The organism is Lachnoanaerobaculum sp. OBRC5-5, assembly GCF_000296385.1.
In the GTDB taxonomy this organism is placed as follows: Bacteria; Bacillota; Clostridia; order Lachnospirales; family Lachnospiraceae; genus Lachnoanaerobaculum.
On record NZ_JH815185.1, the window covers coordinates 2,648,682 to 2,675,435 of the forward strand.

20 protein-coding genes and 1 pseudogene are annotated in these 26,754 nt (G+C 37.4%); 13 read left to right on the plus strand and 8 right to left on the minus strand.

Going from position 1 to position 26,754, the window contains the following annotated elements; genetic code table 11:
• Positions 1–4: 4 nt before the first annotated feature.
• Together HMPREF1135_RS12230 and HMPREF1135_RS14565 are read left to right on the plus strand one after the other, a co-directional pair.
• A complete protein-coding gene (locus HMPREF1135_RS12230; RefSeq protein WP_007595634.1) occupies positions 5–661 on the plus strand; it encodes a hypothetical protein in 657 nt (218 codons plus the stop codon).
• A 263-nt stretch (positions 662–924) separates the two neighbouring features.
• A pseudogene (locus tag HMPREF1135_RS14565) lies at positions 925–2,679 on the plus strand (IS1182 family transposase).
• A 222-nt stretch (positions 2,680–2,901) separates the two neighbouring features.
• On the opposite strand, the gene HMPREF1135_RS12245 reads toward HMPREF1135_RS14565, so the two are convergent.
• From HMPREF1135_RS12245 to HMPREF1135_RS12270, 6 genes are all read right to left on the minus strand, one after another.
• Positions 2,902–4,248 (minus strand): uracil-xanthine permease family protein, encoded by a 1,347-nt coding sequence (locus tag HMPREF1135_RS12245; RefSeq protein WP_007595639.1) that lies wholly within the window; start codon positions 4,246–4,248, stop codon positions 2,902–2,904.
• Positions 4,249–4,267: 19 nt separating this feature from the next.
• A complete protein-coding gene (gene arcC, locus HMPREF1135_RS12250) occupies positions 4,268–5,209 on the minus strand; it encodes a carbamate kinase (protein WP_007595641.1) in 942 nt (313 codons plus the stop codon).
• Between the two features lie 125 nt (positions 5,210–5,334).
• Positions 5,335–6,534: a knotted carbamoyltransferase YgeW gene (gene ygeW, locus HMPREF1135_RS12255; protein WP_007595643.1), complete on the minus strand. Its 1,200-nt coding sequence runs from the start codon at positions 6,532–6,534 to the stop codon at positions 5,335–5,337.
• Between the two features lie 119 nt (positions 6,535–6,653).
• Complete coding sequence (locus HMPREF1135_RS12260) at positions 6,654–7,982, minus strand: YgeY family selenium metabolism-linked hydrolase (protein WP_007595644.1); 1,329 nt, start codon at positions 7,980–7,982, stop codon at positions 6,654–6,656.
• 31 nt (positions 7,983–8,013) lie between these two features.
• Positions 8,014–9,207, minus strand: coding sequence for a diaminopropionate ammonia-lyase (gene dpaL / locus HMPREF1135_RS12265; RefSeq protein WP_007595645.1), 1,194 nt, complete (start codon positions 9,205–9,207; stop codon positions 8,014–8,016).
• Positions 9,208–9,246: 39 nt separating this feature from the next.
• Positions 9,247–9,909 (minus strand): helix-turn-helix transcriptional regulator, encoded by a 663-nt coding sequence (locus HMPREF1135_RS12270; RefSeq protein ID WP_034243200.1) that lies wholly within the window; start codon positions 9,907–9,909, stop codon positions 9,247–9,249.
• 322 nt (positions 9,910–10,231) lie between these two features.
• On the opposite strand from HMPREF1135_RS12270, the gene HMPREF1135_RS12275 reads away from it, so the two are divergent.
• On the plus strand, positions 10,232–10,735 hold the full coding sequence (locus HMPREF1135_RS12275; RefSeq protein ID WP_007595647.1) for a hypothetical protein: 504 nt from the start codon (positions 10,232–10,234) through the stop codon (positions 10,733–10,735).
• 46 nt (positions 10,736–10,781) lie between these two features.
• Here the strand turns inward: HMPREF1135_RS12275 and tadA are convergent, their stop codons facing one another.
• Positions 10,782–11,249: a tRNA adenosine(34) deaminase TadA gene (tadA, locus tag HMPREF1135_RS12280; protein WP_007595648.1), complete on the minus strand. Its 468-nt coding sequence runs from the start codon at positions 11,247–11,249 to the stop codon at positions 10,782–10,784.
• A 171-nt stretch (positions 11,250–11,420) separates the two neighbouring features.
• On the opposite strand from tadA, the gene HMPREF1135_RS12285 reads away from it, so the two are divergent.
• The 7 genes from HMPREF1135_RS12285 to prfB all read left to right on the plus strand — a co-directional run bounded on the left by HMPREF1135_RS12285 (position 11,421) and on the right by prfB (position 21,922).
• Positions 11,421–12,116, plus strand: a complete 696-nt coding sequence (locus tag HMPREF1135_RS12285) for a response regulator transcription factor (protein ID WP_007595650.1) — start codon at positions 11,421–11,423, stop codon at positions 12,114–12,116.
• Position 12,117: 1 nt separating this feature from the next.
• On the plus strand, positions 12,118–14,400 hold the full coding sequence (locus HMPREF1135_RS12290) for a sensor histidine kinase (protein WP_007595652.1): 2,283 nt from the start codon (positions 12,118–12,120) through the stop codon (positions 14,398–14,400).
• 150 nt (positions 14,401–14,550) lie between these two features.
• Positions 14,551–16,362 carry an ATP-dependent zinc metalloprotease FtsH gene (ftsH, locus tag HMPREF1135_RS12295; RefSeq protein ID WP_007595654.1) on the plus strand — a complete coding sequence of 604 codons (1,812 nt, stop codon included), beginning with the start codon at positions 14,551–14,553 and terminating at the stop codon, positions 16,360–16,362.
• A gap of 213 nt (positions 16,363–16,575) precedes the next feature.
• Complete coding sequence (locus HMPREF1135_RS12300; RefSeq protein WP_007595656.1) at positions 16,576–17,205, plus strand: TetR/AcrR family transcriptional regulator; 630 nt, start codon at positions 16,576–16,578, stop codon at positions 17,203–17,205.
• Positions 17,206–17,207: 2 nt separating this feature from the next.
• A complete protein-coding gene (locus HMPREF1135_RS12305; RefSeq protein WP_007595658.1) occupies positions 17,208–18,944 on the plus strand; it encodes an ABC transporter ATP-binding protein in 1,737 nt (578 codons plus the stop codon).
• Between the two features lie 9 nt (positions 18,945–18,953).
• Positions 18,954–20,690 carry an ABC transporter ATP-binding protein gene (locus HMPREF1135_RS12310; RefSeq protein ID WP_007595660.1) on the plus strand — a complete coding sequence of 579 codons (1,737 nt, stop codon included), beginning with the start codon at positions 18,954–18,956 and terminating at the stop codon, positions 20,688–20,690.
• Positions 20,691–20,787: 97 nt separating this feature from the next.
• Positions 20,788–21,922, plus strand: a protein-coding gene (prfB, locus tag HMPREF1135_RS12315; RefSeq protein ID WP_156804111.1) for a peptide chain release factor 2 whose coding sequence is annotated in 2 segments (ribosomal slippage) — positions 20,788–20,862 and positions 20,864–21,922 — 1,134 coding nt in all. Because the reading frame shifts where the segments join, the coding sequence is not laid out codon by codon here.
• A gap of 50 nt (positions 21,923–21,972) precedes the next feature.
• Here the strand turns inward: prfB and HMPREF1135_RS12320 are convergent.
• Positions 21,973–22,503 carry a hypothetical protein gene (locus HMPREF1135_RS12320; RefSeq protein ID WP_034243554.1) on the minus strand — a complete coding sequence of 177 codons (531 nt, stop codon included), beginning with the start codon at positions 22,501–22,503 and terminating at the stop codon, positions 21,973–21,975.
• 248 nt (positions 22,504–22,751) lie between these two features.
• Here HMPREF1135_RS12320 and HMPREF1135_RS12325 point away from each other — a divergent pair, with 248 nt between their 5' ends.
• From HMPREF1135_RS12325 to HMPREF1135_RS12335, 3 genes are all read left to right on the plus strand, one after another.
• On the plus strand, positions 22,752–23,819 hold the full coding sequence (locus tag HMPREF1135_RS12325) for an ABC transporter substrate-binding protein (protein WP_007595663.1): 1,068 nt from the start codon (positions 22,752–22,754) through the stop codon (positions 23,817–23,819).
• Between the two features lie 135 nt (positions 23,820–23,954).
• Entirely contained in the window at positions 23,955–25,076 is a 1,122-nt protein-coding gene (locus HMPREF1135_RS12330) for an ABC transporter ATP-binding protein (protein ID WP_007595664.1), read from the plus strand.
• Complete coding sequence (locus tag HMPREF1135_RS12335; protein ID WP_007595665.1) at positions 25,066–26,721, plus strand: ABC transporter permease; 1,656 nt, start codon at positions 25,066–25,068, stop codon at positions 26,719–26,721. Before HMPREF1135_RS12330 ends, HMPREF1135_RS12335 begins: the two co-directional genes overlap by 11 nt.
• The last annotated feature ends 33 nt before the right edge of the window (positions 26,722–26,754 follow it).

The window sequence follows — 26,754 nt, forward strand, 5'->3', positions numbered from 1 at the left end:
TAAATTGGATAAAAAGGGGAGAACGGTAAGATTATTTATTTTTTGGGGAATACTTACTTTGGTGTGCATTAGTAGTTATTCTGTTTATAGATATAGAGCTCACTTACAAAATATAATAAATATACGTAGTAAAGATTCTATAGAATTTTTTTATGATGGAGTAAGAAAATATGAATTACAGCAAGCCACAGAAGCTAAATTGGAGTATGTCGCTACTGATGGAAGTGTATTTTATTTTGACAATGAAACTATGTTGGTCGATAAGTGTGAAGAAGTATCCGACAAATATATAAAGGGAGAGATAAAGACACTGGGGCAATTCAAACTGATAGAGGGAGAAAATACAGCTAGGAGGATAGAGATATTCAACGATAATATGTCTCATATAAAAGTATGGAATGAACCTGAGAAAAGATATAAGACAATTTCTGAGAGTGAAGGGTTGGAAGAATTTAAGGAAGTGAGAAATCTGGATGAATTATGTAGATATATGTATAAGAAAAGTGAGTTTAATGTACTGTACATTGATGAACTTAACATAATAGGGCATGACAGGACAGCACATTTTACAAAGTTTATCTATGACTACGGAAATGGAAAAGAAAAAGTAATAAAAGAATATGGGAAAATATCTTTTAGAAAATTATTTGAGGTATTTTAGTGTAAGTATTATCACTCGGGATATTATTTGAGAATTATCTTAAAAAAATATAAAAGTCAATAAAGATAAATATTAGAGCCATAAAAACACAAGTTTTTATCGTACTTTTATTGTATAAAATAAAAATTTAGGGGGCTGTCGGGAAAAGGCAGCTATAAAAGAGGGAGGAGTAACTCAAAATGAGTCACTCCTCCCTAAGTTTTTACATAAAAAAAGATGGCTAACGATAACCATCTTTCTCCGTTACATGTTATAATGTAACTATGCTTACAGTTAATTATTATAACGACTTTTTTGAAATAGGTCAACAGAAAATCAACTTTAGCTTCTATGAATTGAGTTTACCCGATGACGATCCAGTCTATACCCTAAAAAAAGTTATGGAGGATTTAAATTTTTCCAGACTGTTAGCCAATTGTTCGGATAAGGGAAGAACAGGGTACAATCCAATTATGATGTATGCAGTTATTACTTATGCAAATATGCGAGGAATTCGTTCTATTGATCGTATTGTAGATTTATGCGAAAGAGATATTGCTTTTATCTGGCTTACTCAAGGGAGGAAGCCTAAAAGAGATGCCTTTTATGATTTTAAAAGTAAGAAACTTACTTCAGATATCCTAGATGACTTAAACTATCAGTTTATGAGACGATTACAAAAAGAAGGATTTGTAATATTAAAAGAATTGTTTATTGATGGAACGAAAATAGAAGCTAATGCTAATCGTTATACTTTTGTATGGCGTGGAAGCATTAATTATCATCTTGCAGGTCTTCTGGATTCTATTGATAAGCTTTATTCAGACTATAACTCTTTTTTACAAGATAACAGTTTTGGGGAGAAGTACGAGCTTGGAAATGCACAAATGTTTGTGATTGACGGGATTGATAAAGTTAGAGATATTATTGAAAAGAACAGAAAAAGAAAGATTACAAAACATAAAAAGCTATCTAATAACCGTATTATAGAGATTGATAACTGCTCTCCTCTTGAAATACTTAAGCTCCAGAAAAATCTTATGACAATTGCTGACGGAGAAGGCATTGTATTTGTTAACGGAAAGGGTAAGAGAAAGCCAAAACTTCAACAACTCTATGAAGAACTTGAACATTGTGGATAGCGATTAATGCACTATAAAGAATGCTTTGAGATTATGGGGAAAGATAGAAACAGCTATTCCAAAACTGATTTGGAAGCAACTTTTATGCGAATGAAGGAAGATCATATGCTGAACGGGCAGCTAAAGCCGGCATACAATGTACAGATAGCAGTAGAGAATTATTTTATTGTGCATGGTTATGTAAGTAATGATCGTACAGACTATAACACACTGATTCCTGTCCTTGAAAAGCATAAGAAAGCATTTGGAGAAGTGCTTGAAGAAGTTACGGCAGATAGCGGCTATTGTAGTGAGAAAAACCTCTTATATCTGAAAGAAAATCAAATAGACAGTTATATAAAACTACAGGATCACGAAAAACGAAAAACAAGAGCATACAGTAAAGATATAGGTAAATACTACAACATGAAGACAACGGTATTTGAGGATGAGCAAGTCTATATCTGTCATGACGGCCGTGAACTTAGACATATCAACACAGAAAAGAAAGAACAGAATGGTTATACACAAACATATGAGGTATATGGATGTTCAGACTGTAGTGGATGTGAACATAAGCCTAAATGCTTATATAAATATAATCCTGATAAAGATATTGATAAGAACAAATTGATGAAGATCAATGAAGTATGGGAAGAGCTTCGAGAGAAATCACATGCTAACATACAGAGTGAAAAAGGTATTCTGAAACGACAGATACGCTCTATTCAAACAGAAGGTCATTTTGGAGATATTAAAGAGAATGAAGATTTCCGACGCTTTAACTATCGTACTTCAGATAAGGTTTATAAAGAATTTATGCTTTTTGCAATAGGAAGAAATATAAATAAATATCATCGTTTTCTCTATGCCAAACTAAAGAAATTTGAAGGAAAACTACAGGAGAAAACAGCATAGTAAAAAATGCAAAAGCAAAATTTCAGCCAAGGGGTTTTTATGCCAAAAAATATACAGCATAATAGAAAAACAAAATATCCTGACAAAGTCACAAAGCCAAAATGCCTTGTATTTGTCAGGATATTTCTATTTTGTTCTGTAGGGATTAAATTTCAGTATTTCCCGACAGCCCCCTATTTTGAAGTTATCTATTTCCGAATAACTCCTTTTTAGATTTATAATTTATTTTTTAAGATCTGTTTTATCTTTTGGAAGGACTACATTCAATAGAACAGCCATGATAGTTGCAACAACTACAGGGCTCTTTCCGAAGATAGTAGTAAATTCCGGTGGGAAAGCGGCAAGTGAACCTTGTGCCTGTGATATACCTACACCGAGAGCTACTGAAAGTCCGACAATAGATGTGTTTCTAAAGTCCATCTTCTCTGTGAAGATAAGCTTGATACCTGTCATTGCTATTGAAGCAAATACTGATATTGTAGCACCACCGAGTACACAAACAGGGATAGTAGTAAGCAATGCAGAGAACTTAGGTATAAGACCTGCTATAAGTATTATAATACCTGCAAGTCCAAGTACTGCTCTGTTTATAACCTTTGTTGTTGTTACAATACCTACATTCTGTGAGAATGTAGCTGTAGGAAGTCCGCCAAGTGCGGCACCGAGTATATTTGAGATACCATAACCGATGATACCGCTTCTAAGCTCATCACCTGTAGGAAGTCTGTCCATAGAACCGCTTGTTGTAGCTGATAAATCTCCGATAGCCTGAATAGAGTTTATAGCAAACAAAAGTCCGATTGCTATACAAGCTGCCAGGTCAAACTTTATACCGAAGTGAAGTATCTGAGGCAGTGAGAATACACCTGCACTTGCGACAGATGAGAAGTTGACCATACCAAGCACCAATGCAAGAATATAACCGCAAATCATTGCCACCAATATGGAAGCAAGCTTTAAGATACCTGTAGCAAAGTTGTTGAGTACTATAACAATAATAAGTGTAAAAATTGCTACACCCCAGTTCTTTAAAGAGCCGTAGTCATCTTTTCCAAGACCGCCTGCCATATAGTTTACAGCAACTGAGTAAAGTGAAAGACCGATAGTAAATACTACAGTACCTGTTACAAGCGGTGGGAAAAGCTTCTGAATTTTCTTAACAGAGAAACCTACCAATATAGCAACAATACCACCGACTATCTGAGCTCCAAGTATGGAAGCTACACCCGAAGTTTTCGCAATATCCTGCATAGTAGGAACGTATGCAAAGCTTATACCCATAATAACAGGAAGTTTTGCACCGATTCTAAATGTCTTGGTACCTATACCGAAAAGCTGTAAGAGTGTAGACAATGCGGCAACTACCAAAGCCGCCTGAACCATAAGCACTCTGTCCGGACCTGAAAGCTCAGCAACATTTGATACGATGATAGCAGGTGTTATACATCCTACAATCATTGCAACCACGTGTTGAAGTGCAAGTGGAAGAGCTTCTGAAAACTTTGGGAAACCGTCCAATTCAAATATAGAAGCATACTGCTTCTGGCCTGCATTTGCTGAATTACTCATATTATCAATACCTCCCTGATCAATCTACAATTCTTGTACCTGTCTTACCGTTAATAGCATCTTTAGCTTTTTCGAGCAATGTTATCATTGCAGTTTTGTTTTCACCTGAAGCAGCGAAATCTACTGCGGCAAGTACCTTTGGAAGCATTGATCCCGGAGCGAACTCTCCGTCATCAGCATACTTTAAAGCTTCAGCTGTGCTGAGCTTATCCAACCATTTTTCATTTTCTGTGCCATATCCGATGGCAACCTTTTCTACAGCAGTAAGGATAATAAGTGTATCTGCGCCTACATTCTTTGCGAGAAGAGCGGCAGCGGCATCCTTATCGATTACTGCAGGAGCACCTGAAAGATGCTTTCCGTTTGATATTACAGGGATTCCGCCACCACCGCAGCAGATTACAACCTGTCCGTTGTCAGCCATTGACTTAATAGCAGATAACTCAATAATTTCCTGTGGAGCAGGAGAAGCAACAACTCTTCTGTAACCTCTTCCGGCATCCTCTTTTACGATCCAGCCTCTGTTTCCTGCAGCTTCAAGAGCTTCATCCTTGCCCATGAATTTACCGATAGGCTTTGTAGGATTTTCAAATGCTTTATCATTCTCATCTACTCTGATCTGAGTAACAACTGTAGCTATTGGAGGAACTTCAAGATTTCGGTTTAAAAATTCCTCACGAAGAGCGTTCTGTATATCATATCCGATATAAGCCTGGCTCATTGCCACACATACTGAAAGTGGAGTTGAATCGGAGTCGGTATTATGCGCATACTCTGTCATAGCATTGTTTATTACACCAACCTGTGGACCGTTTCCATGAACGATAAGAACCTCATGGCCATCTTCGATCAAATCTACGATAGCCTTTGCAGTAGTTTTTACAGCTACCATCTGCTCTTTTAAATTATTACCTAGGGCATTACCACCAAGAGCTATAACAATCTTGCTTTTGAATTTCATATAAATTTCCCCTTAATGTTAGGATATAGTTTATAAAGATAAAGGGGCAGCCTAAAATAGCCGCCCCCCTTTTGTATAGGCGACAAGACATCTGTCGCCGGATTTACTAAGACTCACTGGCCTCTTTATTTTTCTGAAAAGATTCTGTCCTGTCCACGTGCCTCAAGCTGCTCTAAAACCTTAGCAGGATCTTTGAACTTCTCAAGTAAGATCATAGCTGCGATTACATATGGCTTGAAGCTTGCCTCTTTGTAAAGAGGATCTCTGTATCTGTCGAATACTGAACCGTCAACCTCGCCTTCCTTGCAAGAAACGCCTGTGATATCAGCAGGTAAGCAGTGAAGATAAAGAGCCTTACCGTCCTTTGTAAGCTTCATCATTTCTTCTGTACATGCCCAATCCTTGTGCTCTGCATTCTGAGCAAGAAGTTCCTTCTCAAGCTTCTTGATTCCCTCTGAATCGCCCTCTGCATAAAGGTTTGTTCTCTTCTCCATAGCTGCAAAAGGTGCCCAAGACTTAGGATAAACGATATCTGCATCCTTGAATGCTTCCTTCATATCGTTTGTGATAGTGAACTTACCGCCACACTCAGCTGCCTGCTTCTTAGCAACCTCAGCAACCTCAGGCATTACCTCATAACCTTCCGGATGAGCTAAAACAACATCCATACCAAGTCTTGTGAAAAGACCGATAACACCCTGTGGAACTGAAAGAGGCTTACCGTAAGATGGTGAATAAGCCCAGCTCATAGCAATCTTCTTACCCTTAAGGTTCTCAAGACCGCCGAACTCATGGATTACATGAAGAGCATCAGCCATACACTGTGTAGGGTGATCGATATCGCACTGAAGGTTTACAAGAGTAGGTCTCTGCTCAAGAACGCCATCCTTGTATCCTGCCTCAACAGAATCTGCAACTTCGTGCATATAAGCATTACCCTTACCGATGTACATATCATCTCTGATACCGATAACGTCAGCCATGAAAGAGATCATGTTAGCTGTCTCACGAACTGTTTCACCGTGAGCGATCTGTGACTTACCTTCATCAAGATCCTGAACCTCAAGACCTAAAAGGTTACAAGCTGAAGCGAAAGAGAATCTTGTTCTTGTTGAGTTATCACGGAAGAGTGATATTCCAAGTCCTGAATCGAAAACCTTTGTAGAGATGTTTCTCTGTCTGAGGTCACGAAGTGCATCAGCAACTGTCCATACAGCATTAAGCTCATCATCTGTCTTTTCCCATGTAAGGAAGAAGTCGTTCATGAACATATCCTGTGTTTTGAGGTTCTTTAATTTTTCAACTAAACTCTTGAAATTTGACATTTTTTATTACTCCTTATTTTTAAAGCGCTTTGCGCTTAAAGTTTATATATTAATCGTTTGTACACAAGTTTAACCCTCCGGGCAAAAGCCCGGAACGTTAAACATAAATATTATTATAATTAGTCACAGTAGTAAGCAGGAAGAGCTGCATAGAATGCTGCACAAGTTACCAAGTCTTTCTTCCATGTGATCTCGTTTGGAGCATGAGCCTGTGCCTCGGCACCGGGACCGAATCCGATTACAGGGATACCGTTTCTACCCATGATTGAAACACCGTTTGTAGAGAATGTCCACTTGTCAAGAAGCGGTCTTACCTCACGCTCAGGTGTAGTCTTGGCATTACCGATTCTCTTATCACCGAAGAGATCCTTGTAAGCTGCAACAGCACTTGTACAAACTTTGTGATCCTCAGGAAGTACCCAAGTAGGGAAGTAGCACTCGATAGGATATACAACACCTGTAAATGAAGGTCTGTCATAGTTGTACATGCTTACAACTACATCATCACCGTACTTCTTAACTGCAGGAAGCTGTCTGATCTCCTCAAGACATGACTCCCAAGTCTCACCTACAGTCATTCTTCTGTCAAGAGATACTGCACAAGAGTCAGCAACTGCACAACGAGAAGGAGATGTATAGAAGATCTGTGAAGCTGTAACAGTTCCTCTACCAAGGAATCTTGCTTCTTTCCACTGATCATTGTACTTAGGATTGAGCATCTTTACAAGACCTCTGATGTCTGTAGACTCTGCATCACCGTTGTTGTTAAGTGCACGAACGTCTCTTAAGATATCAGCCATCTTGTAGAGAGCATTGTCACCTCTGTCAGGAGCTGAACCGTGGCAAGAAACACCCTTAACATCGATTCTGATCTCCATACGTCCTCTTTGTCCTCTGTAAAGACCGCCGTCTGTAGGCTCTGATGATACAACGAACTCAGGTCTGATCTTATCCTCATGGTAGATATATTCCCAGCAAAGACCGTCACAGTCCTCTTCCTGAACTGTACCTACAACCATTACACGATACTTATCGTTAAGAAGACCGAGATCCTTCATAATCTTTGCAGCATATACTGCAGAAACTGTTCCACCGAGCTGATCTGAAACACCACGACCGCCGATCTCTTCCTCGTCCTCAAATCCCTCATATGGATCAAAGTTCCAGTTGTCGATGTTTCCGATACCTACTGTATCAATATGTCCGTCAAAAGCGATAAGAGTCTTGCCTGATCCCATGAATCCCATAACATTTCCCTGTGGATCAACCTTAACTTCATCAAAGCCTACTTTTTCCATCTCAGCTTTGATTGTAGCAACGTGAGCAGCCTCGTCAGATGACTCGCCCGGATTAGCAACTATAGCACGAAGAAAAGCTGTCATATCAGCCTTGTAGCCTTCAGCTAAAGATTTAATCTTCTCTAACTCTTCTTTTGATAATTTACCCATTGTATTGTTCCTCCTTCAATATATAACTATCTTATCTTTCCTTAGCTTCCCAGATAATATTTCTCCAACGCTGTGGATCAGTGTCACCCTCGGTTGAGAAGAGTAATACCTTAGAATCCTTGGTTAAGTTTAGTTTCTCTCTAAGCTCCTTGTACTCATCATCCATCATGATAGTAGCGAGTGCACCGAACGGAGCGGCTCCCGACTCACCTGAAAGAACCTGAGTATCTCCCTTTAAAGGAGCATTAAGCATACGCATACCTCTTGCAGCCACGATATCCTCAGCAGCTATAAAGCATGTCACATGATTCTTTAATATGTCCCAAGATGTGATATTAGGCTCACCGCAAGCAAGACCTGCCATGATTGTATCCATATCTCCATCTACTATTCTTATATCACCGTCAGCAGCCTTTGCACCCTTGTAAAGACAAGCTGCAGCCTCAGCCTCAACAACTACCATTACAGGTGGGTTCTCTTTGTACTTATTAGCAAAGTAACCAACCATTGCACCTGCAAGTGAGCCTACACCTGCCTGAACAAATACATGAGTAGGTCTCTCGGCAAACTGAGCATCAGCTTCAAGTGCCATAGTACCGTATCCTTGCATAATCCATGCAGGAATCTTCTCATAGCCTTCCCAAGCTGTATCCTGAACCACAACACCGTGCTCAACACCGGCAGCAAGCTTTGCAGCCTCACGAACGCACTCATCATAGTTTACATCGGAAATCCAAGCATCAGCACCCTCAGCCTTGATGTTGTTGAGTCTTGTCTCAGTTGAACCCTTAGGCATGATGATTACCGATTTTTGATGCAACTTATTTGCTGCCCAAGCTACTCCACGACCATGGTTACCATCTGTAGCAGAGAAGAATGTAGCAGGTTTGAATTTCTTTGCAAACTCGTCGGATGTAAGAACTGAATAAGGCAGCTCAGATACATCTACATTCATTTCATCAGCTATGTACTTAGCGATAGCATATGAACCGCCAAGAACCTTAAATGCGTTCAAACCGAATCTGTAAGACTCATCCTTTACCTTTACTGTTCCTAATCCAAGGAATTCAGCCATTTCCTTTAAATCAGCCAATGGTGTTTGAGTATACTGAGGAAAGCTCTCATGGAATGCTTTCGCTTTTGTTACTTCTTCCACAGACATTATCGGAAGATTGGCATCCTCTGTTTTGGGCATATTATTTAAGACCCATTTTAGTTGTGACATGAAATTTTAAACCTCCTAAATTGTTTAGCAAAAATGCTATTATTCATTAACTGTCTTAGCCTGTTCAATGTAGCTGTACAGTGTGAATTTACTAATACCAAAAAATTGAGAAATTTTGTCCCCGGACTTAGTGATGAGAAAAGCACCGGCATCCTGTAAAAATTTAATAGCCTTGATCTTTTCATCCTTTGTCATAAGGGCAGGTGTTTTTCCCACAAGCTTTACACTCTGTTCAATCAGATTTTCAAGCAAATCATTAACACTAAGTGGGATTTGTCCATAAACGTCTTCTTCGGCAGCTTCAAAATTTTCAACTATACTTGAGAGCGTTGCCTGAGCATTTATGAAATTTGTCATATCATGGTTTATACCAAGAATAAATCTGTATTTACCGGTTTCATCCTTTAAGAATACGGAGGAAGATTTTAATATCCTGCCGTCGGTGGTGTGAGTCTTATAGCCGAGGTGATCACTTACATTTTCCCCTTTTTTTAAGGCCTCAAGAGTCCCCAAAACTATTGTCGAAGCACCGTCACCGATTTTTCTTCCCGTTACATGACCATTGATGATATAGCAAATAGTGTGTTCCAGATCGTCAGCTTGTAAATCATGAATACAGACCTCACAGTCATTGCCGAAATGCCTGGCTATACCATGAGCAATCATTACCAAAGATTCTAAAGTCAAATCATCTCTTTTCATAAAATTCACTATTGCCATTCCTTTATTATTTGAATACCTAAAATTTTTTTAGGTATCTATAATATAGCACCTTTAACAAAGCAAATCAATAGCAAACTAAAAAAAATTTAGGTCAACAAAAACATTGTAAGAATACACAAAAAACAAGGTATTTAGTTGAATTTATACAGTAAAAGAGGTCCAATAATTAATTGGCGAAAAATAAACAACAATTATTTAAAAAAATAGTATATAAATTTTAACTGTACATATTTAAGTGAAGAAAATATAATAATAGATATAATAAACAAAGGAGGAAATACTTACGAAGAGGTTTATAATAGTGCTTTCCTGCCTTTTCTTGGCCGGGTGCGGCAGTGCCGGTAAAGCTGATAATGAAAAGACAGTTGCTGAAAGCAAAATAGCAAATGAGAGTAATATAAATGAGAACGGTACGGAGGAAACGACGGAGAGTGAATCTGTAAAAAAGGACGGAGAGGTAGACTACGATTTGACCGTAATGGGTGCGGATATGGTGTATGCCACAGTATATCAGATGATGATAGATCCCAAGTCATACATAGGTAAGAGCTTTAAAATAAGAGGAAACTATTATTCTTCATACAGCAATGATAAAGATGTATACTATCATTTCTGCATAATAAAAGATGCGGCTGCATGCTGCACACAGGGGTTGGAACTGCTTTGGACAGACGAGAAAATGAACAGACATGAGAACTGCCCAGAGGAAGATGCTCTTGTAACTGTGGAAGGTGTATTTGAGACTTATGAAGAAGGTCCTAATACATATGGAAGAATAAAAGATGCGAAGATAGTGGAAGAGTAAGTATAAAACCGGGATTGTCAATACAGTTTGACTCTCCCGGTTGTTTTTATGATTTGTTCTGTCTTAACGATTTAAAAAAGGAGGTAAGCATACCGGAACATTCCTCATGAAGGGGACCTGATATAAGTTCTACTTCCGTTTTGTGATTGAAGCCGTCTGTTTGCAAAATATTTATAATGGAACCGGCACATCCGGCTTTCGGATTCATGGCACCGAGAACCACTTTTTTTATTCTGGACTGGACTATCGCACCTGCACACATCGGGCAGGGCTCAAGGGTGATATACATGGTGCAATCTTCAAGCCTCCAATCTCCAAGCTTTTTACAGCCCTTTTTTATTGCAATAATTTCAGCATGAGAGAGTGTACTTTTGTCCTTGTTTCTTCTATTATATCCTCTTGCTATTATCTTATCTTCAAAAACAATAACACAGCCTATAGGAACATCACCTATATCACCGGCTTTCTTTGCCTGCTTTATGGCTTCTTTTAAAAAATATTCATCCTTATTCATAAATTCCCTTTATAAGACACAAAAAATTAACACTTTAGGTTTATAATCATAAAACTACAAAACTGTTAGAAAATATTCATTTTTTTATATTAAAACAAATGGTATAATATAAACAGTTACATTTTAAACTAAATCAAAATAAAAATTAAGTCAAGATATAAAGGTGGAACAATGGAATTAATATTGGTATGTGATGACGACAGAGAGATAGTAGACGCAATAAAAATCTATCTTTCAGGGGAGGGTTTTGAAGTACTTACAGCCTATGACGGTGAAGAAGCGGTAAAATTGATGGCAAAACACAGAGTTGATTTGCTTATAATAGATATTATGATGCCTGTACTGGACGGAATAAGAGCTACGATGAAGATAAGAGAGAACAGCACAGTGCCTATTATAATGCTTTCGGCAAAATCTGAGGATGCAGATAAGATTTTAGGACTGAATATCGGTGCGGATGATTATCTTACAAAGCCTTTTAACCCTCTTGAGCTTGTTGCAAGAGTAAAGAGTCAGCTTAGAAGATATAAAAAACTTGGAAATATGTCTGTGCCTGAGTCACAAAAGGTTGTTGTAGGTGATCTTGAAATTGACGATGAGACTAAGGAAGTTACAATCGCAGGAGAGCTGATAAAGCTTACACCTATAGAGTACAATATACTCTTACTTCTTGCAAAGAATGCTGGAAAGGTGTTCTCTATTGATGAAATATATGAGCAGATTTGGAATGAAGAGGCTATCGGAGCTGACAATACGGTTGCCGTACATATAAGACATATAAGAGAAAAGATAGAGTTAAACCCTAAGGAGCCAAGATACTTAAAAGTGGTTTGGGGAGTCGGATATAAGATAGAAAAACAAAGCTGATATGGATAAGAATACATTTTTATCAAAAAGCAGGATGAAAGTATGGGTAACCATATTACATATAGCGGCTTTCATAGTTTTTGTTATAGGTATTTCAATTATTTATTGTAATGAAAATTTCAATAGGGGTCTGCTGTGGATCAATGCGGAGAAGTATGATGATTCGCCGGCATTCAGAACACAGTTTGACTCCGATATTTCATTGCTTTTTTCGTATGCAAATTTAAAGGATATCTTTGAAACGGACGGGAAATTTGACATAAATAAGGATGTATTCGGTCTGAATATGGGCCCAAGCAATGATGTGGATTTTACTGTAGGTGCAATAATAGAATATGCCAAGAGACATGGATTTTATATAGATGAGCATTTTCAGGTCAGTATTGTAGATCAAAGTCTGGTAAATCAGATAGAAGATACATCATATTTTGTTAATTACAGAACATATGCGGATACTTCAGGTCTTGTGGAACCGGGTGATGCATATATAAGTATGAAGACAATTATAACGGATAGTCTTGTTTTGCTGTCAAAATACTACAATGCCTATGAAAGATTTATTCTCACCCCTTCAAATTTCAGATACAGACTCGAGTATGGTGATACTGTATATACAAATGACAGAACACTTAATATTAAGAGTGTTTATGAATACGGAAAGTACGCCATAGCGTCTTCTCAGGGGATGATGGTTGACACTAATTTAAGTGAAATACCGAAAGAGTTGTCGTATCAGGCGGAAAAACTTACAGATAAACTGCCGAAGCCTTATAAGGTATATATCGCCGTGAATACCGTATATACCGCAACGGATACATATGCTTTAGCCAATGTGGATTATTTGAGACAGAGGAGAGTATACTCTATAGGATTGGTATCGGCTACAGTAGGTCTTATTTTGATGGCTTTAAGTATGGCTTATCTTCTTATTTTCAGCGGTCACAGTGAGGGTAAGAAGGGCATAAAAATAAATAAGCTTTTTGATATTATACCGGTTGAAGTGAAAATTCTTTTGTTGACCTTCGGAATAGTTTTAGTTTTTGCCTCAAACAATTTTATAGGACAGAAAGTATTACATATTTATATAGAAAAAAAACATTGGAATTTTGCAAATCAGATGTTGAATTACGCTTCTGTTTATATTGTTGCATTACCTATCGTATTCTCAATTGTAAGAGAGTATAAGGCCGGACTTTTGTGGAAAAACTCATATACAAAAGTGATTAAGGAAAGTTTTTCCGTATATATGTTAAAAAGAAGTTTTAAGAAAAAATGGGGATCGAATTTCCTTGTTTTGATGCTTGTAGATTTTATTGCGGTTACATTTTTCCTTGTGACAACTATAAATGAAAAGAGACTTCTTGGAAGATTGATGATATTTATCTGCTTTATTATATTTTTAGTTATAAACTTTATTATATTTAATAAGATTTATAAAACGGCTATAGCTTTTGACAGTATTGCTGAAGCTATAAAAGAGATTGCAAGCGGAGATACAAGATACAGACTCAATGAGGATGAGTTTGCCGGAAGAGAGGCAAGTGTTGTAAAGGATCTCAACAATATAAGTAAGGGACTTCAGGGGGCGATAAACGATCAGGTAAAGAGCGAAAGGCTGAAAGCCGATTTGATAACAAATGTGTCACATGATATCAAGACACCGCTCACTTCAATAATAAATTATGTCGATCTTATAAAGAGAGAAAAACCTGAAAATGCCAAAATACAGGAGTATCTGGATATACTATCCGTAAAGTCACAGCATTTAAAGAACCTGACTGAGGATCTTGTTGAGGCAAGTAAGGTCTCAAGCGGAAATATATCGGTAGATCTGAGAGATATTGATCTGGTAGAGATGATAAACCAGACAAACGGAGAGTTTGAAGAAAAGTTCAGTGAAAAAGGACTGTCAATTATTTCAAATACTCCTTCAAGTGGAGTGATGATAAAGGCCGACGGTAGACATCTTTGGAGAGTTTTGGAAAACCTTTACAATAATGCATTTAAATATGCGGCAAAGAATTCAAGAATTTATATAGATGTTATTTCGGATAATACCGGAGCAACTTTCGTTATAAAAAATATATCTGAAAATCCGTTAAATATAAGACCTGATGAGCTTACAGAAAGATTTGTAAGAGGTGATGTATCAAGAACCACTGAAGGTAGCGGACTCGGGCTTTCTATAGCAAAATCTCTGACCATACTGCAAGGCGGAAAGTTTGAGATAATAATAGACGGAGATCTTTTCAAGGTACAGATAAAATTTGAAAAAGTAATATAAAGTTCAGCATAAGGTTAGATTGAATACAATTTAACCTTATATTTATGTTGACAGTTGGCACTCGAGGTGGTATAGTGCTAACAACAACCTCTAAAAATGGTTGGATAACAGTGAACAAGGTTGATTATATTATCAAAAAAAGGAGGTAATATGATAGATGATCCCAAAAACAGAAGGCCTTTTATATATTATTATCTTATAGTATTAATAATAATGACGGCTATAAACTTTATGGTACTTCCGTTTATAAAGGAAGGGCAGATAAAGCAGGTAGACTATGGTACATTTATGACCATGACTGAAAATAAAGAGATTTCAAAAGTTGATATACAGACCAATCAAATTCTTTTTACAGGAAACAATGATAAGACGGTATATAAGACAGGACTTATGAATGATCCGGGACTTACAGACAGACTTCATAATGCAGGAGTACAGTTTTCAAGTGAGATAGTCAGAAAAGATTCACCTTTTGTGGATGCGCTTTTGAGTTGGATTCTCCCACTGGCATTATTCTATTTCCTTTGGAACAGAATTTCAAAGAGAGTGTTTGATAAAAACAGTGCAAACTCATTGATGTTTGGGAATATGGGAAAATCGGGAGCAAAGGTTTATGTAAAATCATCAGAGGGTATAAAGTTTGATGATGTGGCAGGTGAGGACGAGGCAAAGGAGAATCTTACTGAAATAGTGGATTATCTGCATAATCCCAATAAATATAAGGATATCGGAGCTTCAATGCCAAAGGGTATTTTGCTTGTAGGCCCTCCGGGAACAGGTAAGACAATGCTTGCAAAGGCGGTTGCAGGTGAGGCGAATGTACCATTCTTTTCAATGTCGGGTTCCGAGTTTGTTGAGATGTTTGTAGGTATGGGAGCTTCCAAGGTAAGAGATTTGTTTAAGCAGGCAAAGGAGAAAGCTCCATGTATAGTATTTATTGATGAGATAGACGCCATAGGTAAAAAAAGAGACGGTCATATAGGCGGAAATGATGAGAGAGAGCAGACTCTAAATCAGCTTTTGACTGAGATGGACGGTTTTGAGGGGAATTCAGGAGTTATAATCCTTGCGGCGACAAACAGACCGGATGCACTTGATCCCGCACTTACAAGACCGGGAAGATTTGACAGGCGTGTACCTGTAGAACTTCCTGATTTAAAGGGAAGAGAAGAAATACTCAAGGTACATGCAAAGAAAATAAAGCTGGCAGATGATGTGGATTTTAAAATCATTGCAAGGATGGCTTCAGGTGCTTCAGGTGCGGAACTTGCAAATATTATAAATGAAGCGGCACTGAGGGCGGTCAGGGATAACAGAAAGTTTGTTATTCAATACGATTTGGAAGAGAGTATAGAGGTGGTAATTGCAGGATATCAAAAGAAGAATTCTATTTTAACTGATGCCGAGAAGTGGAGAGTATCCTATCATGAGGTGGGACATGCACTGGTTGCGGCAAAACAGACAAATTCCGCACCGGTTACCAAGATAACCATTATACCAAGAACCTCGGGTGCACTTGGATATACTATGCAGGTGGATGAGGGCAACCATTATCTGATGACAAAATCGGAACTTGAAAATAAAATAGCCACACTCACAGGTGGAAGAGCTGCGGAGGAAGTGGTATTCGGTGATGTTTCCACAGGAGCATCAAATGATATCGAACAGGCTACCAAGCTTGCAAGAGCTATGATTACAAGATACGGAATGAGTAAAGACTTTGATATGGTCGCACTTGAAACGGTTACAAACAGGTATCTTGGAGGAGATACCTCACTGGCAGCCTCGGCGGAAACGGCGGCTATAATAGATAGGCAGGTAGTGGCATTAGTAAAGGAACAGCATGAGAAAGCTGCTCAGATACTTATGGAAAACAGAGAAAAACTTGAAGAAATATCTCGTTTCCTGTATGAGAAGGAAACTATCACAGGTGATGAGTTTATGGAGATATTAAACAGATAATATATGGAAAAATCAAAAGAGATTCGATTTGTCTAAAAATACTTTGTATTATACAGTTTATGAATAAAGAGAGGTATGGCTGAAAAGTCGTATCTCTTTTTTATGTTGAATGCTATAAAAACCCACATTAATTTTAAAATTGTGGCTTATTTTTAGTTTACATTTTTTTATAACAGCGTTATAATAACAGTGTTATAAGAAATGGAGAGGCTTATGAAAGATACAGATATTGAATTAAAAATACTTGAAATTGCAAAAAAAGAGTTTATGGAGCAGGGATATATGAATGCTTCCATGAGAGTTATTGCTGAAAAATCAGGATGTACTACGGGAATGCTGTATAGCAGATTTGTCGATAAGAACAAGATTTTCAGTATTCTGGTAAAAGAGGGGGCGGATAAACTTCTAAACGGATTTAAAAATAAGTTGGATTTGTTCGGAAGTTCCACCCCTAAAGAACAGATATCCTCCATGCACAGTTTTTCGGAGCAGGGAATGGAGGAAATAATGGATATAATATATGAATACTTTGACAGCTTTAAGCTGATAATATGCTATGGTTTCGGTTCAAGTTATGAGCATTATGTAGACAATCTTGTAGATATGGAGGTGGAAAGCAGCATTAAATTTATGGATGTGCTTAGGGAAGAGGGCTATATTGTTCGGAATATAAGAGTTGATTTGTGTCATATGTTGGCAAGCTCTTTATTAAACGGAATCTTTGAGACCGTTGCACATGATTTTGACAAAGATGATGCCATAGAATATGTAAACAGTTTGCAGGATTTTTTTGCAGCCGGCTGGGACAGATTACTTGGATTAAAATATGAGAAGGAGAATTGAGTATGAAGAAAAGATATGATTTTACATGGTTAAAAAATATCATTAAACAAAAAAGGGGATGGTATATTATGTCTGTAAGTGCGGCAATACTTGGAGTATTTTTTGCGATGGCGCCTTATTTTATAATAGGCAATATAATGGTAAATCTTTTGGAGGGAGTAAAGGATTATTCCATATACCTTAATTTATGCTTAGTCATAATGATTGTTTGGCTTTTTAGGATATTATTTCATAATATATCAACATTTATTTCGCATAAAATAACTTTTGCAATGTTGGGAGACATAAGAAAAAATCTCTGTGAAAAACTTTATAAACTTCCATTGGGATATGTAAAGGATATTCCGTCAGGTTCACTCAAAAATATCATAGTTGAAAGAGTTGACAGCATGGAAATCACCCTCGCACATATGATACCCGAGCTTACAGCCAATATTTTAGGACCTGTATGTATAGTGATTTATTTGTTTTTCCTGGATTGGAGAATGGCATTGGCATCCCTTATAACTGTTCCGGTGGGTATAATTGCCTATATGGGAATGTTTAAAAATATGGATGAAAGATATAATAATACCATAGTAAAAACAAAAGTGCTAAATGATACCGCAGTGGAATATATCAACGGTATCGAGGTAATAAAGGTATTTGGAAAAGCGCAGAGTTCCTATGATAAATTTGTGCTGGCTGCCAAGGAGGGAGCTGATTGCTTTATAGAATGGATGAGGGCATGTATCTGGTATTCGTCTACGGCAATGTCTTTGCTGCCTGCAACCTTGGTAGGAATTTTGCCGATAGGAGTGTATCTTTATAATAAGGGCAGCCTTTTAGGTCCGGTATTTGTACTTATCATTATACTTTCTTTTGGAATCGTGGCACCTCTTATTACATGTTCGGCTTTTGCCGAGGATCTTGCCAAGGTAGGCACTATTATGTCTGAAATCAGCAGTGTGATGGAAGAAAAAGATATGGAAAGACCTAAAGATTTCAATCGCAAGTTAGGAAATGCTGATGTAGAGCTTAGGGCTGTTCGTTTCGGCTATCATAAAAAAGAAGTTTTGCATGGTATCGATATGAAAATAGATGACGGAAATGTGGTGGCACTTGTAGGTCCAAGCGGAAGCGGAAAGTCCACAATAGCAAAGCTTATAGCAGGTCTGTGGGATACAGGTGAGGGAAATATTTTAATAGGTGGAATAAATACAAAGGAAATACCCTTAGATGTGCAAAATAAATTTATAGCCTATGTATCACAGGACAATTATTTATTTGATTTGAATATAAGAGAGAATATAAGGCTTGGAAATCCGAAGGCAAGTGATAAAGAAGTGGAAGAGATTGCTAAAAAAAGCGGATGTCATGATTTTATAATGAATCTGAGTGACGGATATGAAACTGTTGTAGGAGGTGCAGGCGGACATCTATCAGGTGGTGAAAGGCAGAGAATTTCCATAGCAAGGGCGATGTTAAAGGATGCAAAGCTTATAATCCTGGATGAAGCTACCGCATATACCGATCCTGAAAATGAGGCATTGATACAATCAGCTGTGGCAAAGCTGTCACAGAATAAAACAATGATTGTGATAGCTCACAGATTAAGTACTATAAAGGATGTGGATAAAATATATGTGATAAATGACGGAAAAGTGGAAGCTGCAAATACTCATGATGAACTATTAAAGAGCAGTAAGCTTTATAAAGATATGTGGGAAGCACATATAGAAGTAAAAGACAGGGCATAGGAGAAGAGTATGATAGAAGTATTAAAAAAGTTTTTTGATTTTTGCGGAAATGTAAATAAAAAGAAATTTTATATATCTATAGTGCTGGGAGTAATGATGGCTTTCCTTGAGGCTTTGCGTATACCTGCAACCTATGTGGTGATAAAGGCGATAGTAAAGGGAAGTATAAATACAAATACCGGCTATATAAGTTTGGGAATTTTACTTATAAGTATAGTTTTTACCATAATAGTAAAAGCAAAAACCACAATGTTGCAGACAGAGGCGGGATATGGTACATGTGCAAATAAGCGTATAGAGATTGCGGAGCATATGAGATATATTCCTATGGGATATTTTAATGAAAACAGTCTGGGATATATTACCTCGGTTACGACAAATACTATGGAGGCTTTGGCTGATGTTGCGACCAAGGTAGTTATGATGACCACTCAGGGACTTCTTACAACTTTACTTATAATCTGCATGATGTTTACCTTTGATTATCGTCTTGCTCTTATAGCCGTTACCGGTTTACTTATATTTTTGGCTACAAACAGATATCTGCAGTACAGAGCTCTCAGTGTATCTGAAAGTAAGGACAATGCGGACAGAACTATGGTTTCCTCAGTGCTGGAGTATGTGCAGGGTATGTCTGAGATAAAATCATATTCACTGTATGGAGGAGAAAATAAAAAATTGACAGAGGCTATAGAAAATGCCTCAAATGTAAACTTTCAAATGGAAAAAAGACTGCTTCCGTTTATGGCATTGCAGACAATTATTACAAAGGCCACAGGTGTATGTCTGGTGGCGGTTTCCATATATTTTTATATAAATAACAGTATGAGTCTTGAAGACTGTATTATGATGCTTATATGTGCCTTTATGATGTATTCGGCACTTGACAGTGCAGGAAGTTTCTCGGCTCTTATAAGAAGTGTAAATATAGCTATAGAAAAGGCTAATTCCATCTTAAAAATAGATCCTATGGATATAAACGGAGATGATATAGTTCCTGAAAACTATAATATAGATTTGGAAGATGTTGATTTTTCATACGATAAAAGAAAGATTATAAATAATATATCTTTGCATATAGAGGAGGGAACCACAACTGCGATAGTAGGACCTAGCGGAAGCGGAAAGACCACATTATGCAGGCTTATGGCAAGATTTTGGGATGTCAACAGCGGAAGTATAAAGCTTGGAGGCAAGGATGTGCGTGATTACAGTATGGACTCTCTGATGAAAAACTTCAGCTTTGTTTTTCAAAGTGTTTATCTGTTTGAGGACACTGTTGCAAATAATATAAGGTTTGGAAATCCGGATGCAAGTATGGATGAGGTAATAAAAGTGGCAAAGAAGGCATGCTGCCATGATTTTATAATGAAACTTGACAAGGGTTATGATACTGTGATAGGAGAGGGAGGAGCCTCTCTTTCAGGTGGAGAAAAGCAAAGGATTTCAATAGCCAGAGCTATGATGAAATCGGCGCCTATTATAATACTTGATGAAGCCACCGCAAATGTGGACCCGGAGAATGAGAAGGAACTTGTGCAGGCTATAGAGGAACTTACCAGAAAAAAGACGGTAATAATGATAGCCCACAGATTAAAGACCGTTAGAAATGCGGATAAGATAGTGGTTATAGATGAGGGCAAAATAGTACAGGAAGGAAAGCATGAAGAGCTGATAAAGCAGGAAGGAATCTACAAAACATTTATAAATGCCAGAGAATTGGCGGTAAGCTGGAAGATAGCATAGGGTATGGAAGCTTTCTGTTTACATAATCCCCAAACTTTAATATAATGTCGTTGATATTCGTTTGGATATTTAGAAAATAATGAAAGTGGGTGAGCAAATGGTAGAATTAGACGGTTTTAAAACCACACTACAATCCTACGAAAAAATATTGCTGGAAGTGAGGGATTCACTTTGACTTGGACAGTAAGGAAAAAAAGATAATTGAGCTTGATCGTGCTATGGAAGAGCCTACATTTTGGGATGATCCTAAGGAGAGTACCAAGATAGTAAGAGAGGCAAAACAGCTCAAAGATACTGTCGAAAAATATAATAAGTTAAAGTCTGAATACGAAGATATCGGAGTCCTTATAGAGATGGGCTATGAGGAAAATGATGATAGCCTTATACCTGAGATAGAAGGTATGCTTGAAGCGTTTACAAAAGAAATAGATGAACTGAAGATAGCTACACTTCTTACAGGTGAATATGACTCTTCAAATGCCATCATGAAACTTAATGCAGGAGCAGGCGGAACCGAGTCCTGTGACTGGTGTTCAATGCTTTACAGAATGTATACAAGATGGGCCGCTAAAGAAGGATACACTGTAGAAGTCCTTGATATGCTTGAAGGTGATGAGGCAGGTATAAAGTCTGTCACATTGCAGATAAACGGTTTAAATGCCTACGGTTATCTTAGAAGTGAGCATGGTGTGCACAGACTTGTGCGTATCTCGCCTTTTAATGCGGCAGGAAAGCGTCAGACCTCGTTTGTGTCCTGTGATATTATGCCGGATATTGAAGAAGACCTTGACGTGGATATCAACCCTGATGATTTGAGAATAGATACATATCGTTCATCAGGTGCCGGAGGTCAGCATATCAACAAGACTTCTTCAGCTATAAGAATCACACATCTTCCTACAGGTGTGGTAGTACAATGTCAGAATGAAAGAAGCCAGTTCCAAAACAAGGACAAGGCCATGCAGATGCTTAAGGCAAAGCTCTTTATGTTAAAGCAGCAGGCAAATGTCGAGAAGCTTTCGGATATCAGAGGTGATGTAAAAGACATTGGCTGGGGAAATCAGATTCGTTCCTATGTAATGCAGCCATATACAATGGTAAAGGATCACAGAACCGGAGCGGAAAGCGGAAATGTAAGTGCCGTAATGGACGGAGATATTGATAAGTTTATTATTGCATATCTTACATGGCAGAGTCTCGGTTGCCCTGCAAGAAATGCGGGCGATGAATAATGTAGAAAATAAAGAAACCGACTGTGAAAAAAAGTTTTCACGGTCGGTTTTTAATATTGCATTTTTAGAGATTCACTCAATAAAAACATACTGTTGAGATAATGTTTATACTCAGGTCCTTTTTTATTAAAATCATCCTCATTTATTCCTCTATAAACATAAATTGCAGTTTCAAAAAAAGACGAATTGGACATAAAGTAATCTTTATCCGGTATATAAATCAATATAATCTTAGGAGAATCTCCGATTTTTACAAATCTCTCATAAAAATCCTTATAAAAGCGGGAAGTCGACAAATTTTGTGGAAGTTGCCAAATATCATTAGTAGGAATATTCAGATTGTTTTCGTGAGTATTATAATTAATCAATGATATGGCTGACTCCGCAGTCATCCTGTCAAGTTCACTATATAATACTTTAGTCAGACCATAATCTTTGGAAAGCAGTAAAATCATATCATCAAGTGATTTCTTCGGCATAATAATATCATTTTTATAAAAATTATAGACTGACGGTAAAAAACTGATATCTGTAGTAGATATATCTTCGATAGTCCGATAATTACAAATGTATTGATCCATAAAGTTCTCCTTATTTTTAATCAAAATCACCCCTTTGCAGCTTTTTAATATTGTATCTAATTTGAGTATGGGATATTTCAAGATACTTATATCATATTCTTCTCTCATTTTCATCACCTAAATTCCTTAATATGTTATTCTTTTTATCTTGTTCAGAATTTTGGATATATCGACTTATTATTGGGTTTATTTTACTTTTTTATACAGATATAATCACTATATAAGTTTTACGTAATGGAGGAATATTTATGAAAAAGCAAGTAATTGCAATATCTTTGGCAGCTATGACTGCTTTTAGTCTTATGGCTTGTTCAGGTCAAAAGAGTGAGGGAACTGCAAGTTCCGATGCTAAGGTTGAAAGCAAGGATACAAAGGACGGGGATCTTAAAGAAACAGGAAAGCTTGTTATATACAGTCCTTTGACCGAGTCTATGATTGATGAGATGATCACAAAGTTTGAAGAGGAAACCGGAATAGAGGCGGAGTGTCTTGCAATGGGAACAGGTGATGCTCTTAAAAGGATTGAGACAGAGGCTGATAACCCACAGGCGGATGTACTTTGGTCCGGAACAATCGGTACAGTAAAGAATAAGAGTGAGTATTTTGCAGATTATAAATGTGCAAATGAAGATGCATTCTATGATGAGTACAAGAATAAAGAGGGCAATCTTACAAGATTTGATACAATACCTTCTGTAATCATGGTAAACACAGATTTGATAGGAGATATCAAAGTTGAAGGTTATGAGGATTTATTAAATCCTGAGCTTAAGGGAAAGATAGCTTTTGCAGAACCGTCAGCGTCATCTTCATCATTTGAGCACCTTGTTAATATGTTGTACGCTATGGGTAACGGTGACCCTGATAAGGGATGGGACTATGTAGATAAGCTTGTAGACCAGCTGGACGGAAAGCTTCTTGGAGGTTCATCAGCAGTTTATAAGGGAGTAGCGGACGGTGAGTATACGGTAGGACTTACATTTGAGCAGGGTGCTGCACAGTATGTAGGAGCAGGTTCGCCTGTAAAAGTGGTATACATGAATGAAGGTGTTATCTTTAGAGGAGACGGTGCATATATAATAAAGAACTGTGCCAATGAGAGAAGTGCTCAGATCTTCCTTGACTGGTTGACAAGTAAAGAGACACAGGAATTTATGAATAGTACACAGTATCGTAGAAGCATCAGAAAAGACGTTGAAGCAGGTGATGCCATGAAGCCTATGATTGAAATCAAGGTTATCACTGACGATGAGACCAATACAGCTGAGCATAAGTCCGAATGGTTGGATAAGTTCAAAGAAATATTTACAAAATAAATTATGGAAAAGCTGCTGCATAATACAGGACGATACAAGTAAAAGCTAAAGAGACTTAGATATAACTTGTAAGAGTTGTGTTGGCGGCAGCTCTTTCTTTAATCGGAAAGAATAACTATATATCAGGAGAAAAAGATGAGCGTTAGTATAAATGTAAAAGATGTTGTAAAAAAATATGGTGATATAACAATAATACCGGATCTGTCCACCACTATAAAAAACGGAGAGTTTTTCACACTGCTTGGACCTTCAGGCTGCGGAAAGACAACATTACTGAGAATGATAGCCGGATTTAACTCAATAGAGGGCGGTACAATAGCATTTGACGATAAAATTATAAATGATACGCCGGCACAAAACAGAAATATAGGAATGGTTTTTCAAAGTTATGCGATCTTCCCGCATCTTACAGTAAGACAGAATGTAGAGTACGGGCTTAAGATAAGAAAAGTACCTAAGGCAGAGATGAAACAAAGAGTGGATGAGATACTCAAGATAGTAAAGATAGAAGAGTATCAGGACAGGCTGCCTGAGAGGTTGTCAGGCGGACAGCAACAAAGAGTTGCACTTGCAAGAGCGATTGTTATACATCCGCAGGTACTTTTAATGGATGAGCCGCTCTCAAATCTTGATGCAAAGCTTAGAATAGAAATGAGAAGTGCCATAAGAGATGTACAAAAGCAGATAGGAATAACTACAGTATATGTAACTCATGATCAGGAAGAGGCGCTTGCGATATCGGACAGAATAGCTGTAATGAAAGACGGTATTATCAGACAGATAGGCAGTCCGCAGGATATCTATGCCAGACCTTATGATGCATTTGTTTCAACATTTATCGGACATTCAAATCTTTTCCACGGAACTCTAAAGAGTGCGGATGGAGGCTACAAAGTAGTATTTAATGACGGATACAGTATATTTATGGACAATATATCAAGTGAAGCCAAGGATGGAGAAGAAGTAGTAATATCTGTAAGACCTGAGGAGTTTTCTATTTCTGAAACCGGAATTGATTGTAAGATTCTAAGCAGAGTTTTCCTTGGAAAATATACCAACTATTTCCTTGAGTTTGCACCCGGTATGGTACTTGATGATCAGCCAAGTATTGAATACTCTCAAGACCTTGGTCAGGCGGACAGAATATTTGATGAGGGAGAGATGATAAAACTGCTTCCGAACAAGAAGAAAATCAATATATTTACAAAGGATATGGAAAAGAGTCTTATAAAGGATGTGGTAAAGTATGCTGAATAAGAAGATTAAATTAGATTTCTGGAATATAGTTACGTTATTAATAATTATAGTTTTTGCGATTTTCCTTATTTATCCTTTACTAAGCCTTTTTTTAGACGGTTTTAAAGACAGTAAAAGCGGTGTATGGTCTTTGATGAACTACATTCAGTTCTTTTCAAAGAAATATTATACAAGTGCACTTATAAATTCTTTTAAACTTACAATAAGTGTAACTGTAATAGCTGTTTTGATAGGAGTTCCTTTAGCATATTTTATGTCTTTTTATAAGATAAAAGGAAAGGGAATCTTAGAGGTATTGTTTATTATATCAATGATGAGTCCTAACTTTATCGGTGCTTATTCATGGATACTTTTGCTTGGAAGAAACGGAAGCGTTACAAAGTTTTTGGAAAAAGCACTTGGAATAAGTATGCCTTCAATATATGGATTTGTCGGAATGTTACTTGTATTCTCTCTTAAGCTCTATCCGTTTATTTATATCTATGTATCGGGTGCATTAAAAAAGATAGACGTTGCCCTTTCAGAGGCGGCGGAGAGTTTGGGCTGCGGTGGACTTAAAAAGGTATTTACGGTTATTATGCCTCTTATAACCCCTACACTTGTTGCGGCGGCGCTTTTAGTATTTATGAACTGTATGGCGGATTTCGGAACACCGGCTCTTATAGGTGAGGGATACAGAGTTATGCCTACTCTTGTCTATTCGGAGTTTGTAGGTGAGTCGGGAGGGTCTGCAAACTTTGCGGCCTGTATGGCTACTATAATGATAATTATAACCGCCTTGGTATTCTTCTTGCAAAAGTGGTATATAAATACAAAATCATTTACAATGAGTTCAATAAGACCTATACAGCCGAAGGAACCGAATGGGATATTTAAAGTACTTATTTATGTGTACATATATCTGCTTGCAGGTCTTTCTATAATTCCGCAGGCTATGGTGGTATATACATCATTTAAGGCGACAAAGATGCAGGTGTTTGTAGACGGATTTTCTTTGGGAAGCTATAAAAAGGTTGCCGATAAAGCATTGGCAGCAATTACAAACACATATGTATTCTGTTTCTTTGCAATTGTAATAATTATAACTTTGGGAATGTTGATAGCATATCTTACAGTCAGAAGAAGAAGTGTACTTACTTCAGCTATAGACAGTATTGCAATGTTCCCTTATATTGTACCGGGATCGGTTCTCGGTATAACTCTTTTGATTGCATTTAATCATAAGCCTTTGATGCTTGCAGGTACGGCGTTTATAATAATTATATCATTGGTAATAAGAAGGTTGGCATATACATTGAGGTCAAGCTCTGCTATACTTTATCAGATAAGCCCAAGTATGGAAGAGGCTGCTGTAAGTTTGGGAGATACTCCTGCTAAATCATTTATAAAGGTTACTGCAAAGATGATGCTTCCGGGAGTAGCATCAGGTGCTATTTTGAGCTGGATTACAATAATAAATGAGTTGAGTTCTTCGGTTATGTTATATACTTCAAAGACTAAGACAATGTCTGTAGCTATTTATAATGAAGTTATAAGAGCAAGCTACGGCCAGGCGGCGGCACTTGCAAGTATATTGACATTGACAACAGTAATATCACTTCTGGTATTCTTTAAGGTATCCGGAAGCAAGGATGTTACAATGTAATAAAAATATAATATAGGATATAAAGGGTGTAAG